The following is a 14708-nucleotide window of genomic DNA, read 5'->3' as shown; positions in this document are numbered from 1 at the left end:
AGCAATATCAACGTGATTTATGGTGCGAGGGGGGGGACTTGAACCCCCACGTCCGTAAGGACACTAACACCTGAAGCTAGCGCGTCTACCAATTCCGCCACCTTCGCATACCATCGACACTGTAAAAGTATCGTAACCACGGAGGCGCATTCTAGATGTTTTCAGCTTTACGTCAACAGAAAAATGCGCACGCTGTTTTGATTGCTGCAAAAATGGCCGATGGTAGCACCCGGTTTTGCCGGATAGCGGTTACGCGTATCCGGCCTGCCAGATAAGGAGGATTACTTCTTAGCCTGACGCGTCATCACGGTGCGGTAAACCTTAAAGCGACCCGTCTGGGCGATGACTTCATGGAAGCCAAAGGTTTCATCCAGCACTTTCGGGTACGGCAAGAAGGCGTTAGCCACGATACGCAGTTCACCCCCGCTGTTCAGATGACGTACTGCACCACGGATCAGCGTTTGCGCCGCTTCAAGGCTGGTTTCCATACCATCGTGGAACGGTGGGTTGGAGATGATCATGTCGAAACGGCCATTCACATCAGAGAAGACGTTGCTGGCAAACACGTCGCCTTCCAGGCCGTTTGCGGCAAGCGTTGCGCGGCTTGCTTCAACCGCCGGGGCGCTCACATCGCACAGGGTTAAGCGCACTTTTGGCGAATGGCTCGCCAGTACGGTCGCCAGTACACCCGCGCCACAGCCGACGTCCAGCACTTTGCCTTTCGTATGCGGCGTCAGGGTGGAGAGCAGCAGCTGGCTGCCCACGTCCAGACCGTCGCGGCTGAAGACGCCTGGCAGAGTTTTAATGGTCAGACCGTCAAGCTGATACTCATCCCAGAATTTCTCAGCATCAAAGGTCGCCTGTTTTTCCAGACGGCCGTGATACAGGCCACAGCGACGGGCGCTGTCGATTTTATTCAGCTGCGCATAGCCTTCCAGCATCTGTTCTGCGCTACGAACGCCGCTGCGGTTCTCACCGACCACGAAAATATCGCAGCCAACGGGCAGCAGAGAAAGCAGGTTCATCAGCTGGAACTGGGCTTCTGGCTTGTTCTTCGGCCAGTAGTAGATGAGCGTGTCGCAGTCGGCGATGTCGCTCTGTTCAGCGACCAGGCTAAAGCGCGCGCGGTCGTCCATCTGGCGGCTCAGTACCTGCCAGTGGTGGTAGTATTGGGTGTGGGCACGGCTTTCAGCACAGTCGAAACGTGCGGGCAGGTCATCCTGCATATCTCCGGCAAACAGAATACGGCTTTCTTCGAAATCATCACTGTGACGCAGCAAGACTTCACTTGCCGGGGTAAATGCAGACATGAATTGTTCCTCAATTAACTCAGGCGGGGATTATAGTAGGTAGATGGCGCAGTTTCGACACATTTGCTATATTTGCGCGCCTGAGAGACAGGAGTTTTCCCTATGACATCCCGACGAGACTGGCAGTTGCAGCAACTGGGCATCACCCAGTGGGCCTTGCGTCGCCCGACGGCGTTGCAGGGCGAAATCGCCATCTCCATCCCTGCGCACGTCCGGCTGGTGATGGTGGCGGAGGAACTGCCTGCCCTGAATGAACCCCTTATTGGTGATGTCCTTCGTAGCCTGAAGCTGACCACTGAACAGGTTTTACAGCTTACGCCAGACAGGGTCACCATGCTGCCATCCGACAGCCGCTGCAACAGCTGGCGTATGGGAGACATCGATGAGGTCTCCCTGGAAGGGAGCCAGATCTGCTCGCCAGCGCTGGACGAACTGAAAGCCAACCCAAAAGCGCGCAGCGCGCTATGGCAACAAATCTGCGAATATGAACACGATTTCTTCCCTCACGACGCCTGATCTGACCGCGGCGTACGCGATTGAAACGCGCGCCCATGCTTTTCCATGGAGCGAAAAAACCCTCGCCAGCAATCAGGGCGAGCGGTATCTGAATTACCGTCTGGACGTCGACGGCACGATGGCCGCTTTTGCCATCACGCAGGTCGTTCTGGACGAAGCGACGCTGTTTAATATCGCGGTTGATCCCGCGTATCAGCGCCGGGGGCTGGGAAGAGAACTGCTTGAGCATCTCATTCGCGAGCTCGAAACCCGTGACGTTTTCACCCTGTGGCTGGAGGTGCGCGCGTCGAATGTCGCCGCCATCGCACTCTATGAAAGCTTAGGCTTTAACGAGGCGACTATCCGCCGTAACTACTACCCCACCGCAGAGGGACGTGAAGACGCCATCATAATGGCTCTGCCGCTTGGATAACTAAAATAAGGTTGTAACGATGAAATGGGACTGGATTTTCTTTGATGCCGACGAAACGCTGTTTACGTTTGACTCGTTTGGCGGCCTACAGCGGATGTTTCTCGATTATAGCGTTACCTTCACCGCTGAAGACTTTCAGGACTATCAGGCGGTAAACAAACCGCTGTGGGTGGATTACCAGAACGGTGCCATCACCGCGTTACAGCTGCAGCACCAGCGCTTTGATGTCTGGGCCGAGCGGTTAAACGTCAGCCCGGGTGCGCTTAACGATGCCTTCCTTAATGCTATGGCGGATATCTGCGCGCCGTTGCCGGGCGCGGTTTCCCTGCTGGACGCCCTGAAGGGCAAGGCGAAGCTGGGCATTATTACCAACGGGTTTACCGCCCTGCAGCAGATCCGCCTTGAGCGTACGGGCCTGCGCGATCATTTTGACGCGCTGGTGATCTCTGAAGAGGTGGGCGTACCTAAGCCGGATCCGCGTATTTTTGATTATGCGCTGGAACAAGCGGGCAATCCCGATCGTGAACGAGTGCTGATGGTCGGGGACACCGCGGAGTCTGATATTCGTGGCGGGATGAACGCCGGCCTGTCGACCGTCTGGCTGAATGCACACGGTCGCACGTTGCCGGAAGGTATCCAGCCGACCTGGACCGTCACGTCATTGAACGAACTGGAGCAGCTCCTGTGTAAACAATGATTGCCTGCCCCCCATTGATGGGTAAAATAGCCGCATTTTTCGTATCCCATGATGCGCGGCCTGACGCCGCGCTTATATAGAAGATTTCATTATGACGTTGTCTCCTTATCTGCAAGAGGTGGCCAGGCGCCGTACTTTTGCCATTATCTCTCACCCGGATGCCGGTAAAACGACCATCACCGAGAAGGTGTTGCTGTTCGGACAGGCGATTCAGACTGCGGGTACCGTAAAAGGCCGTGGTTCCAACCAGCATGCAAAATCTGACTGGATGGAGATGGAAAAGCAGCGTGGTATTTCCATTACCACCTCCGTGATGCAGTTCCCGTATCATGATTGCCTGGTCAACCTGCTGGATACCCCAGGGCACGAAGACTTCTCGGAAGATACCTACCGTACGCTGACGGCGGTGGACTGCTGTCTGATGGTCATCGACGCCGCGAAAGGGGTAGAAGATCGTACCCGTAAGCTGATGGAAGTTACCCGTCTGCGCGATACGCCGATCCTCACCTTTATGAACAAACTCGACCGTGACATCCGCGACCCGATGGAGCTGATGGATGAAGTGGAAAACGAGCTGAAAATTGCCTGTGCGCCTATCACCTGGCCCATTGGCTGCGGCAAGCTGTTCAAGGGTGTCTATCACCTTTATAAAGACGAAACCTATCTTTACCAGACCGGCAAAGGCCATACCATTCAGGAAGTCCGTATCGTAAAAGGTCTGGATAACCCGGAGCTGGATGCGGCTGTGGGTGAAGAGCTGGCCGCGCAGCTGCGTGACGAGCTGGAGCTGGTTCAAGGTGCATCTCACGAATTCGACAGAGAGCTGTTCCTGAGCGGTGAAATCACCCCGGTCTTCTTTGGTACCGCGCTGGGTAACTTCGGCGTTGACCATATGCTTGATGGCTTGGTGGAGTGGGCGCCACAACCGATGTCACGTAAAACTGACACCCGTGAAGTGGAAGCGAAAGAAGAGAAGTTCACCGGTTTCGTCTTTAAAATTCAGGCCAACATGGACCCGAAACACCGTGACCGCGTCGCCTTTATGCGCGTGGTGTCCGGTAAGTATGAAAAGGGCATGAAGCTGCGTCAGGTACGTATCGGTAAAGATGTGGTGATCTCCGACGCGCTGACCTTTATGGCGGGCGACCGTTCGCACGTTGAAGAAGCCTATCCGGGCGACATCATCGGTCTGCACAACCACGGTACGATTCAGATCGGCGATACCTTCACCCAGGGTGAAATGATGAAGTTCACCGGTATTCCGAACTTCGCACCGGAACTGTTCCGTCGTATTCGCCTGCGCGATCCGCTGAAGCAGAAACAGCTGCTGAAAGGGCTGGTTCAGCTTTCCGAAGAGGGCGCAGTCCAGGTGTTCCGCCCTATCGCTAACAACGATCTGATCGTAGGCGCTGTCGGTGTGCTGCAGTTCGACGTGGTCGTTGCGCGTCTGAAGAGTGAGTACAACGTGGAAGCGATCTATGAATCGGTTAACGTGGCAACCGCGCGCTGGGTAGAGTGTTCTGACGTGAAGAAATTCGAAGAATTTAAACGTAAGAACGAAGTGCAGCTGGCGCTGGATGGCGGTGATAACCTGACGTATATCGCCCCAACCATGGTCAATCTTAACCTGACGCAGGAACGTTATCCTGATGTCCAGTTCCGCAAAACGCGCGAACACTGATCCCCTCTCAGAGCACGGCAATCGCCGTGCTCTTCTTTATTTCCTGTCTTATTAATCTCTTGCGGAATGTTCTTAATTCAACATTATTTCGCGTCTTTTGCTCGTTTTTTACCCAAATCTGAAAGCGGCACTGTGAGAGTGATCTATATTTAACTCAGTGTTTAACACCGGGCGTGGATGAATTAACTGTTCAATGCATGACTTTGGGTTCTCCATTTTGCCCGTGTGTTCATTCGCAATATATAAAACTAGCAATTAGGGAAGTATGTCGCCCGAATGACGGGTATACACAGGAATACATCGATGAATATGACAAGACTGAAGATTTCTAAAACTCTGCTGGCTGTGACACTGGGTAGCATCCTGGTAAGTGGTTCTGCTCTGGCTGAAACCAGCACTATGGATAAAGCCCAGTCCACCGCCGATACCGCAGGGCAAAAAATCGATAGCTCTATGAATAAAGTCGGTAATTTCATGGATGACAGCTCAATCACAGCAAAAGTGAAAGCCGCACTGGTGGATGATGAAGCTATCAAGAGCACCGATATTTCCGTTAAAACTGACAAGAAAGTTGTCACCCTGAGTGGTTTTGTAGAAAGCCAGGCCCAGGCCGAACAGGCGGTAAAAGTGGCGAAGGGTGTTGAAGGTGTAGCGTCCGTGAGCGACAAACTGCACGTTCGGGACAGCAAAAACGCGTCGGTGAAAGGGTATGCCGGAGATGCAGCCACCACCAGCGAAATCAAAGCTAAACTTTTAGCAGATGACATCGTGCCATCTCGTAAAGTGAAAGTGGAAACCACCGATGGCGTGGTTCAGCTTTCCGGTACGGTCGATTCTCAGGCGCAAAGTGAGCGCGCCGAGTCCATCGCGAAAGCGATCGATGGTGTTAAAAGCGTTAAAAACGATCTGAAAACGAAGTAAATCTGCACCATTCGCCCGTCTGGCTAACGTCAGCGGGCGAAATAAAAATGACTCTGGAAAATCGCCGGTGAGTGACCTGAGCGCGCTCACATTTAGCGGCCGACATTAACTATGGTAAAGGAGAAGCTTATGTTTCGTTGGGGCATTATATTTCTGGTTATCGCGTTAATTGCCGCCGCATTGGGCTTTGGTGGTCTGGCAGGTACAGCGGCATGGGCAGCAAAAATTGTCTTTGTCGTGGGTATTATTCTGTTCCTGGTCAGCCTGTTTACGGGTCGTCGACGTCCGTAGCAAACGCAATATTCCTTCAACAAAAAAAAGCCAGTCCTCGTGACTGGCTTTTTCTTGTTTCAGTCGCTGGTCGGGTGCGCTACTGTGTCATAACAGAAAAATGAAAACAGGAAAGCAGAGGTGGGGCAACGAATTCCCGTTACGCTCGGCAATATTGCGCCGCTGGCGTTAAAGCCGTTTCGCGCAGGCCCGCTTGCGCTGGTGTGTGAAGGTGGCGGACAGCGCGGCATTTTTACGGCCGGTGTGCTGGACGAGTTTATGCGCGCGCAATTCAACCCGTTTGACCTGTACTTCGGGACCTCTGCCGGGGCGCAAAACCTCTCTGCTTATGTCTGTAACCAGCCCGGCTACGCGCGAAAAGTGATCATGCGCTACACCACGGCGAAAGAATTTTTCAACCCGGTGCGCTTTGTGCGCGGCGGGAACCTGATTGACCTCGACTGGCTGCTGGATTCGACCTCAAGCCAGATGCCGCTGGCAATGGATACGGCGGCGCGCCTGTTCGACAGCGGAAAAGAGTTCTGGATGTGCGCCAGCCGTGGTGATGACTACACGCCGGGCTATTTCTCTCCTCAAAAAGAGAACTGGCTGGATATCATTCGCGCCTCCAGCGCCATTCCCGGTTTCTATCGTTCCGGCGCGCTGCTGGACGGCATCAGCTATCTGGACGGCGGCATCAGTGACGCGGTGCCGGTACAGGAAGCTGCGCGACGCGGGGCAAACACCATTGTGGTGATCCGCACCGTCCCGTCGCAAATGTACTATACCCCGCAATGGTTTAAACGCATGGAGCGCTGGTTAGGCGACAGCAGCCTGCAACATCTGGTCAATATCGCGAAGCAGCATGAAACGACCTACGGCGCCATGCAGCGCTTTATTGAAAAACCGCCGGGTAAGCTGCGTATATTTGAAATTTATCCGCCTAAACCGCTGGTCAGCATGGCGCTGGGCAGCCGCGTTCCTGCGCTGCGTACCGATTACAAAACGGGGCGTCTGTGCGGGCGTTACTTCCTGGCGACAATAGGCAAACTGCTGGCTGAACAACCGCCTATACATCGTCATAAAGCCATTATTACCCCACCGGCAGTGGTGGCGAATGATGCGCTGGCGATGCCACTGGTGGATGCTCCGCAGGCGAATGACGCATTGTTAGATAATGAGGATCTGGCGTGACGTACCGGTTTATCGATACCCACTGTCATTTTGATTTTCCACCGTTTACGGGGGATGAAGAGCAAAGCATCACGCGAGCTGCACAAGCCGGCGTAGAGGCGATAATTGTGCCGGCGGTTGAAGCGGCATACTTTGAGCGGGTACTGGATCTCTCAAGGCGGCACCAGGCGCTGTACGCCGCGCTCGGCCTGCATCCCATTGTGATTGAACACCATCTTGATGAGCATATCGACGCGCTGGACGCCATTGTGCAGACGGCTGGCGACAAACTCGTCGCCATCGGTGAGATCGGCCTCGATCTCTATCGCGACGATCCGCAGTTTGCGCGCCAGCAGACGATCCTTGATGCGCAGCTGCGTCTGGCGAAGCGCCACGATCTGCCGGTGATCCTTCACTCCCGTCGAACCCATGACACACTGGCAATGCATCTGAAGCGTATCGATCTTCCGCGAAGGGGCGTTGTGCACGGCTTTTCAGGGAGCCTGCAGCAGGCGCAGCGCTTTATTGCGCTGGGCTATAAAATTGGCGTCGGGGGTACCATCACCTATCCACGCGCCAGTAAAACCCGCGATGTGATGGCGCAGCTGCCGCTCGAAGCATTATTACTGGAAACCGACGCGCCGGATATGCCGCTCAACGGTTTTCAGGGGCAGCCAAATCGCCCGGAGCAGGCCGCCCGGGTCTTTGACACGCTTTGTGAGCTGCGCGAGGAGCCGGAAGAGGTGATTGCGCATGCCCTGCTGGAGAATACCCGCGCGGTATTTGGTATTACGTTATAGATAAAGCGCCGGTCGGATCACCACGATCTGCTGTTGTTCCAGCGCCCGCGCCAGCGGCTCAATATCTTCGGGCGTGGCGCTGCGCCAGGACGCCGCTTCACCGTAAACGCCGTGAGCATGAAAGGCGTTAATGCGTACCGGGACATTGCCCAACGCGTGGATAAACGCCGTCAGCGCTTTCAGATGCTCCAGATAATCACACTGCTCCGGGATCACCAGTAATCGCAGTTCCGCCAGCCGCTGGTGGTGTGCCAGCCAGCGGATACTGTGCTTAATCTGCGGATTTTCGCGTCCGGTCAGGAAACGATGGTGTTCGTTCCCCCAGGCCTTCAAATCCACCATTGCCCCGTCGAATACCGGCAGCAGTTTTTGCCAGCCGGTTTCCCCTAACAGACCGTTGCTGTCCACCAGGCACGTCAGGTGTTGCAGGGCGGGATCGGCTTTGATCGCCGTGAAGAGCGCCACCAGGAATGGTAGCTGCGTTGTCGCTTCACCGCCGCTCACGGTAATACCTTCAATAAAGGGCGCGGATTTAGAGAGCTGAATGAGGATCTCGTCGACGCTAAAACGGTGCGCCATTGGCGTTGCCTGCTGCTGGCACAACTGCAGGCAGGTATCACACTGCTGACACTGACTCTCCTGCCACCAGACCCGCCCGGCCTGTATGTTCAGCGCATAGTGTGGGCAGTGGGGTACGCAGTCGCCACAGTCGTTGCAGCGTCCGATGGTCCACGGATTGTGGCAGGTTTTGCAGCGCAGGTTGCAGCCCTGGAGAAACAGAGCCAGGCGGCTGCCCGGCCCGTCCACGCAGGAGAAGGGGATCACCTGACTAACTAAAGCGCATCTGCTGTTCATGGCTTATCACGCGTGGCTGGCGCTCCTGGATGCGGGTGTGTCGGGCGGCTTCTTCTCCAAGCCAGGTGGTGTTAGTGCGTGACCCTGCTTCACGGTATTTCTCCAGGTCGGACAACCGGACCATATATCCGGTCACGCGCACCAGATCGTTACCGGCCACGTTGGCGGTGAACTCCCGCATTCCGGCGTTGAACGCACCCAGACACAGTTGCACCACAGCCTGCGGGTTGCGTTTGACCGTCTCGTCCAGCGTCAGGATGTCGCTAATCCCGGCGTGATAGTGCTTGTGGTGAGGCGCCACGCTCAGCAGGTGGCTAATCGGGTCCGGCTCCTCCCCGTAAGGCAACCGCGCGCCCGGCGTCGTACCGATATCAGAGCTTATTCCGGACTGGGCATGCAGCATCGCACGCTGTTTCCAGCCGTATTTCACCGGCGTGTTTTCAACAAACGCCGCGAGCTGTTCGCTGATCCGATACCCCAGCGCGTTGGCCTGGTCGTCTTTACCGTAACGGCCCGGGGAACCCGCTTTCTCACACAGCACGTTCACCGTTTCGGCCAGGCCGTACATGCCGAACATCGGCACAAAGCGGTCGGGATCAATCAGCCCCTCTTTGACGAGGAAGCTATTCTCAAAGAAGCCGGATTTTTGATACAGGAACTCGCAGCGGGCATTGATGACGGCCAGTTGCTGCTGGCAGTAGTGGGGCAACGTACGGCTAAAAAAGTCTTCGGGCGAGTCGCTGTGTTCGGCAATGGCCTTCAGGTTCAGGCGCACCAGCGTGCTGCCGCCGCCTGCCAGCGGCAGGGAGTTGTAACAACTCACGATGCCATAACGGCCTTTTGTGAAAATTTTATCATTTGCCGGGCCGTTAGAAATATGGGGTTTGCTGCATTCACAGAGATTTTCGGCCACCCTGAGCAGCAGCGAATCTGGTGTGATATCGGGATCATAAATAAAGGTCAGATTCGGTGCGACCTGCTTCAGCTCTGCATCAGCGCGTAAAATCGCGCGGGTAACGGGCGTGTCCGCCGGGCCAATATTGGCATGCATAAACGCATCCGGAAGCGTTCTGTCGAGATAGCGCCAGAAACGTTTTATTCGGCTATCGATTTCTTCTTGTGTTAGAATATTAACATACGGTTGCAGTAATGCATCAAGATGACCGAGGAAGACCGGCATCGATGTGACAGAAGGAACATGGTGGTACAGGATGGTCAGCAGTGAGAGCGCGTCATCCAGATCCTTTGCCCCTTCCAGTTCCAGCCATGCCGAGCCGTTGGCGAGGAAACTGGCGTAATCAGGCAGAACATAGCGCGGTTTATAAGGCGCATGGCCTTCGAACATGTCGCAGATAAATCCCTCTTCCAGCGCGGTGCGAGCGGCCTGAGGCAGCGCGGGGTAGGGAATATTGTTCTCCGCCTCCAGCGCCAGAAAATGACGTTTTTGCTCGGGGGTCAATACCGGGCTTGTCACAATTTGCTGGCAACGTTGTTGCAGTGCGTGAGGGCTGGCGTGGGACATATTCGCTTCCTTTATGGTTCTGCGGATGATGACCGAATTGTAGGAAGTCATCCCGGGGGGACTTTTGATCCCACACCGGGTATCGCTGCTTTAATCAGCAGCGACAGCAGTAAAATTTGAAGTTCATCTCATTACAGTAATGCAAATTTGTACGCAGTTTTCATTAACTGTGATGAATGTCGAAGTGTAAGTGCGGCTGGATGTTAGAATAGTCACAGACCGCAAGGTGAAATTTATACGGCGATGCCGTTGGAGAATGTTATGACCGATTTAACTGCAAGCAGCCTGCGCGCGTTGAAACTGATGGACCTGACCACCCTGAATGATGACGACACCAATGAGAAAGTCATCGCCCTGTGCCATCAGGCGAAAACGCCCGTCGGAAACACTGCAGCCGTCTGTATCTACCCGCGCTTTATCCCCATTGCCCGTAAGACGCTGAAAGAGCAGGGCACGCCGGATGTACGCATTGCAACCGTGACTAACTTCCCGCACGGCAATGACGACATCGAGATTGCGCTGGCTGAAACCCGCGCGGCCATCGCGTACGGTGCTGACGAAGTGGACGTGGTATTCCCGTACCGTGCGCTGATCGCCGGTAACGAGCAGGTTGGTTTTGACCTGGTGAAAGCGTGTAAAGACGCTTGTGCAGCGGCAAACGTGCTGCTGAAAGTGATCATCGAAACCGGTGAGCTGAAAGAAGAAGCGCTGATCCGTAAAGCGTCTGAAATCTCCATCAACGCGGGTGCAGATTTCATCAAAACCTCTACCGGTAAAGTGCCGGTGAACGCAACGCCGGAAAGCGCGCGCATCATGATGGAAGTGATCCGTGATATGGGCGTGGAAAAAACCGTAGGCTTCAAACCTGCGGGCGGCGTGCGCACGGCTGAAGATGCGCAGCAGTTCCTGGCGATTGCCGACGAACTGTTCGGCCCGGCGTGGGCGGATTCCCGTCACTATCGCTTTGGTGCATCCAGCCTGCTGGCGAGCCTGCTGAAAGCGCTGGGTCACGGCGACGGTAAGAGCGCAAGCAGCTACTGATTTTTATCCTGCGGCGGGCCATCCGCCGCATTTAACCTGTTTTCTCGGGGGTTACCGTGTTTCTCGCACAAGAAATTATTCGTAAAAAACGTGATGGTCATGCATTAAGCGACGAAGAGATCCGCTTCTTTATCAATGGCATTCGTGATAACACCATCTCTGAAGGGCAGATTGCTGCTCTGGCGATGACCATTTTCTTCCACGATATGTCGATGCCTGAGCGTGTATCGCTGACCATGGCGATGCGAGATTCAGGAACCGTTCTGGACTGGAAAAGCCTTAACCTCAACGGCCCGATTGTGGATAAACACTCAACCGGCGGTGTAGGTGACGTGACGTCGCTGATGCTGGGCCCAATGGTGGCGGCCTGTGGTGGTTATATCCCCATGATCTCCGGGCGTGGCCTGGGACATACCGGCGGTACGCTCGACAAACTGGAAGCCATCCCGGGCTTCGATATCTTCCCGGATGACCATCGCTTCCGCGACATTATTAAAGACGTTGGTGTGGCGATTATCGGCCAGACCAGCTCTCTTGCTCCTGCAGACAAACGCTTCTACGCGACCCGCGATATCACTGCGACCGTTGACTCTATTCCCCTGATTACCGCCTCTATCCTCGCCAAGAAACTGGCGGAAGGCCTGGATGCGCTGGTCATGGATGTGAAAGTGGGCAGCGGCGCCTTTATGCCGACCTATGAACTTTCCGCGGCGCTGGCAGAAGCCATTGTGGGCGTCTCCAACGGAGCGGGCGTGCGTACTACCGCCCTGCTGACGGACATGAACCAGGTGCTGGCGTCCAGCGCAGGCAACGCCGTGGAAGTGCGTGAAGCTGTGCAGTTCCTCACCGGTGAATACCGGAACCCGCGTCTGCTCGATGTCACCATGGCCCTGTGCGTGGAGATGCTGATCTCCGGCAAGCTCGCCAGCGATGATGCCGACGCACGCGCCAAACTTCAGGCGGTGCTGGATAACGGCAAAGCGGCAGAGATCTTCGGCCGCATGGTAGCAGCGCAGAAAGGCCCAACCGACTTCGTGGAACACTACGCGAAATACCTGCCAACGGCGACGCTCAGCAAAGCGGTCTACGCCGATACCGAAGGCTTTGTCTCGGCGATGGATACGCGCGCGCTCGGCATGGCGGTCGTGTCGATGGGCGGCGGTCGTCGTCAGGCCTCGGACACCATTGATTACAGCGTCGGCTTTACCGATATGGCGCGTCTGGGTGACAGCGTTGATGGTCAACGTCCGCTGGCCGTGATCCACGCGAAAGATGAAGCCAGCTGGCAGGAAGCGGCGAAGGCGGTGAAAGCGGCCATTACGCTTGATGATAAAGCACCGCAAAGCACACCGACTGTCTATCGCCGTATCACCGAATAGCGGTATACTGATCTGATCGATAATTTTTGAAGCACTACGTACGGAGAACAATTATGAAACGTGCATTTATTATGGTGCTGGACTCATTCGGCATCGGCGCAACCGAAGATGCAGAACGTTTTGGTGACGTGGGTTCCGATACCATGGGTCACATCGCTGAAGCCTGTGCGAAAGGCGAAGCGGACAACGGTCGTAAAGGCCCTCTGACTCTGCCAAACCTGACCCGTCTGGGTCTGGTGAAAGCCCATGAAGGTTCTACCGGTAAAATTGCAGCCGGTATGGACGGCAATGCGGAAGTGGTAGGCGCGTACGCCTGGGCGCACGAGCTCTCTTCCGGTAAAGATACTCCGTCTGGCCACTGGGAAATCGCCGGCGTGCCGGTTCTCTTCGACTGGGGTTACTTCTCCGATCACGAGAACAGCTTCCCGCAGGAGCTGCTGGACAAGCTGGTTAAGCGTGCCAATCTGCCGGGCTACCTCGGTAACTGTCACTCTTCCGGTACCGTGATTCTGGACGAACTCGGTGAAGAGCACATGAAAACCGGCAAGCCGATTTTCTACACCTCTGCCGACTCCGTGTTCCAGATTGCCTGCCACGAAGAGACCTTTGGCCTGGATAAGCTTTACGAGCTGTGCGAAATCGCACGTGAAGAGCTGACCGAAGGCGGCTATAATATCGGTCGCGTGATTGCACGTCCGTTTATCGGTGATAAAGCGGGTAACTTCCAGCGTACCGGTAACCGTCATGACCTGGCCGTTGAGCCACCGGCACCGACCGTACTGCAGAAGCTGGTTGACGAGAAAGACGGCCACGTGGTGTCCGTGGGGAAAATTGCAGACATCTATGCCAACTGCGGTATCACCAAAAAAGTGAAAGCCACCGGTCTGGATGCGCTGTTTGACGCCACCATCAAAGAGATGAAAGAAGCGGGTGACAAGACTATCGTCTTCACTAACTTCGTGGACTTCGACTCCTCCTGGGGCCACCGTCGTGACGTGGCCGGTTATGCCGCGGGACTGGAACTGTTTGACCGCCGTCTGCCGGAGCTGATGGAGCTGGTGGGTGAAGATGACATTCTGATCCTGACCGCCGACCACGGCTGCGACCCAACCTGGACCGGTACCGACCACACACGCGAGCACATTCCTGTGCTGGTGTACGGCCCGAAAGTGAAACCTGGCTCACTGGGCCACCGTGAAACCTTCGCCGATATCGGTCAGACTATTGCGAAATACTTTGGTACGTCCGACATGGAATATGGCAAGGCCATGTTCTAAACACATCCGGGCGTATCCCCTCTCCCTTCGCGAGAGGGAGAACACCATGCAGGCCGGGCAGGCGCCGCCGCCACCCGGCAAAAACACGATAAAAGGAACTGAAGATGGCAACTCCTCACATTAATGCCGAAATGGGTGATTTCGCTGACGTCGTATTGATGCCGGGCGACCCGCTGCGCGCGAAGCACATTGCAGAAACTTTCCTCGAAGACGTGCGTGAAGTGAACAACGTTCGCGGCATGCTGGGCTTCACCGGTACGTACAAAGGCCGCAAAATCTCCGTGATGGGTCACGGTATGGGTATCCCATCCTGCTCCATCTACACCAAAGAGCTGATCACCGATTTCGGCGTGAAGAAAATCATTCGCGTAGGCTCCTGCGGTGCAGTACGTATGGACGTTAAGCTGCGTGATGTGGTTATCGGCATGGGCGCGTGCACGGACTCTAAAGTTAACCGTATGCGTTTCAAAGACCATGACTTTGCCGCCATCGCTGACTTCGGCATGGTGCGTAACGCGGTTGATGCCGCAAAAGCGCTGGGTGTAGACGCACGAGTGGGTAACCTGTTCTCTGCTGACCTGTTCTATGCACCAGACGGCGGCGAGATGTTCGACGTGATGGAAAAGTACGGCATCCTGGGTGTGGAAATGGAAGCGGCTGGGATCTACGGTGTCGCGGCTGAGTTTGGCGCGAAAGCACTGACCATCTGTACCGTGTCTGACCATATCCGTACGCACGAGCAGACGACCGCTGCTGAGCGTCAGACCACCTTCAACGACATGATCAAAATCGCGCTGGAATCCGTTCTGCTGGGCGACAAAGAGTAATGTTGTACTGCCGGGCGGCGTTCGCTG

15 protein-coding genes and 1 tRNA gene are annotated in these 14708 nt (G+C 55.4%); 12 read left to right on the top strand and 4 right to left on the bottom strand.

Annotated features, from left to right (window positions below; all coding sequences use genetic code 11):
- Positions 1–20 precede the first annotated feature (20 nt).
- Together QRN24_RS12745 and rsmC are read right to left on the bottom strand one after the other, a co-directional pair.
- A tRNA-Leu gene (locus tag QRN24_RS12745) sits at positions 21–107 on the bottom strand.
- A 174-nt stretch (positions 108–281) separates the two neighbouring features.
- A complete protein-coding gene (gene rsmC / locus QRN24_RS12740) occupies positions 282–1310 on the bottom strand; it encodes a 16S rRNA (guanine(1207)-N(2))-methyltransferase RsmC (RefSeq protein ID WP_014168516.1) in 1029 nt (342 codons plus the stop codon).
- 102 nt (positions 1311–1412) lie between these two features.
- Between rsmC and QRN24_RS12735 the strand changes: the two genes are divergently transcribed.
- From QRN24_RS12735 to QRN24_RS12700, 8 genes are all read left to right on the top strand, one after another.
- Positions 1413–1826, top strand: a complete 414-nt coding sequence (locus QRN24_RS12735; RefSeq protein ID WP_014168517.1) for a DNA polymerase III subunit psi — start codon at positions 1413–1415, stop codon at positions 1824–1826.
- Positions 1795–2238 (top strand): ribosomal protein S18-alanine N-acetyltransferase, encoded by a 444-nt coding sequence (gene rimI, locus QRN24_RS12730; protein ID WP_020885288.1) that lies wholly within the window; start codon positions 1795–1797, stop codon positions 2236–2238. Before QRN24_RS12735 ends, rimI begins: the two co-directional genes overlap by 32 nt.
- Before the next feature lie 19 nt (positions 2239–2257).
- Positions 2258–2935, top strand: a complete 678-nt coding sequence (yjjG, locus tag QRN24_RS12725) for a pyrimidine 5'-nucleotidase (RefSeq protein ID WP_014168519.1) — start codon at positions 2258–2260, stop codon at positions 2933–2935.
- Between the two features lie 91 nt (positions 2936–3026).
- Positions 3027–4616, top strand: coding sequence for a peptide chain release factor 3 (prfC, locus tag QRN24_RS12720; protein ID WP_014168520.1), 1590 nt, complete (start codon positions 3027–3029; stop codon positions 4614–4616).
- A gap of 303 nt (positions 4617–4919) precedes the next feature.
- Positions 4920–5537: a molecular chaperone OsmY gene (gene osmY / locus QRN24_RS12715; RefSeq protein ID WP_020885287.1), complete on the top strand. Its 618-nt coding sequence runs from the start codon at positions 4920–4922 to the stop codon at positions 5535–5537.
- A gap of 129 nt (positions 5538–5666) precedes the next feature.
- Positions 5667–5828 carry a DUF1328 domain-containing protein gene (locus tag QRN24_RS12710; RefSeq protein WP_003856556.1) on the top strand — a complete coding sequence of 54 codons (162 nt, stop codon included), beginning with the start codon at positions 5667–5669 and terminating at the stop codon, positions 5826–5828.
- A 120-nt stretch (positions 5829–5948) separates the two neighbouring features.
- Positions 5949–7001 (top strand): patatin-like phospholipase family protein, encoded by a 1053-nt coding sequence (locus QRN24_RS12705; RefSeq protein WP_020885286.1) that lies wholly within the window; start codon positions 5949–5951, stop codon positions 6999–7001.
- Positions 6998–7780 carry a TatD family hydrolase gene (locus QRN24_RS12700; protein WP_185791558.1) on the top strand — a complete coding sequence of 261 codons (783 nt, stop codon included), beginning with the start codon at positions 6998–7000 and terminating at the stop codon, positions 7778–7780. Before QRN24_RS12705 ends, QRN24_RS12700 begins: the two co-directional genes overlap by 4 nt.
- Here QRN24_RS12700 and QRN24_RS12695 read toward each other — a convergent pair.
- Together QRN24_RS12695 and QRN24_RS12690 are read right to left on the bottom strand one after the other, a co-directional pair.
- Positions 7775–8635 (bottom strand): YjjW family glycine radical enzyme activase, encoded by an 861-nt coding sequence (locus QRN24_RS12695; RefSeq protein ID WP_284942767.1) that lies wholly within the window; start codon positions 8633–8635, stop codon positions 7775–7777. The two genes, QRN24_RS12700 and QRN24_RS12695, sit on opposite strands and share 6 nt — an antisense overlap.
- Complete coding sequence (locus QRN24_RS12690) at positions 8610–10157, bottom strand: YjjI family glycine radical enzyme (protein WP_284942766.1); 1548 nt, start codon at positions 10155–10157, stop codon at positions 8610–8612. Before QRN24_RS12690 ends, QRN24_RS12695 begins: the two co-directional genes overlap by 26 nt.
- A 261-nt stretch (positions 10158–10418) precedes the next feature.
- On the opposite strand from QRN24_RS12690, the gene deoC reads away from it, so the two are divergent.
- The 4 genes from deoC to deoD all read left to right on the top strand — a co-directional run bounded on the left by deoC (position 10419) and on the right by deoD (position 14681).
- The gene (deoC, locus tag QRN24_RS12685) at positions 10419–11198 is read left to right on the top strand and encodes a deoxyribose-phosphate aldolase (RefSeq protein ID WP_020885282.1); all 780 of its coding nucleotides are present in this window, start codon (positions 10419–10421) and stop codon (positions 11196–11198) included.
- Positions 11199–11254: 56 nt separating this feature from the next.
- Positions 11255–12577: a thymidine phosphorylase gene (gene deoA, locus QRN24_RS12680; protein WP_014168528.1), complete on the top strand. Its 1323-nt coding sequence runs from the start codon at positions 11255–11257 to the stop codon at positions 12575–12577.
- 53 nt (positions 12578–12630) lie between these two features.
- Positions 12631–13854 carry a phosphopentomutase gene (gene deoB / locus QRN24_RS12675; RefSeq protein ID WP_020885280.1) on the top strand — a complete coding sequence of 408 codons (1224 nt, stop codon included), beginning with the start codon at positions 12631–12633 and terminating at the stop codon, positions 13852–13854.
- A 104-nt stretch (positions 13855–13958) separates the two neighbouring features.
- Entirely contained in the window at positions 13959–14681 is a 723-nt protein-coding gene (gene deoD / locus QRN24_RS12670) for a purine-nucleoside phosphorylase (protein WP_013095492.1), read from the top strand.
- Positions 14682–14708: the final 27 nt, after the last annotated feature.

The sequence above is a fragment of the Enterobacter sp. MEB024 genome (assembly GCF_030209635.1).
In the GTDB taxonomy this organism is placed as follows: domain Bacteria; phylum Pseudomonadota; class Gammaproteobacteria; order Enterobacterales; family Enterobacteriaceae; genus Enterobacter; species Enterobacter ludwigii.
The sequence above is the reverse complement of the archived record's forward strand: the minus strand, read 5'-3'. Positions and strand labels throughout refer to the sequence as shown.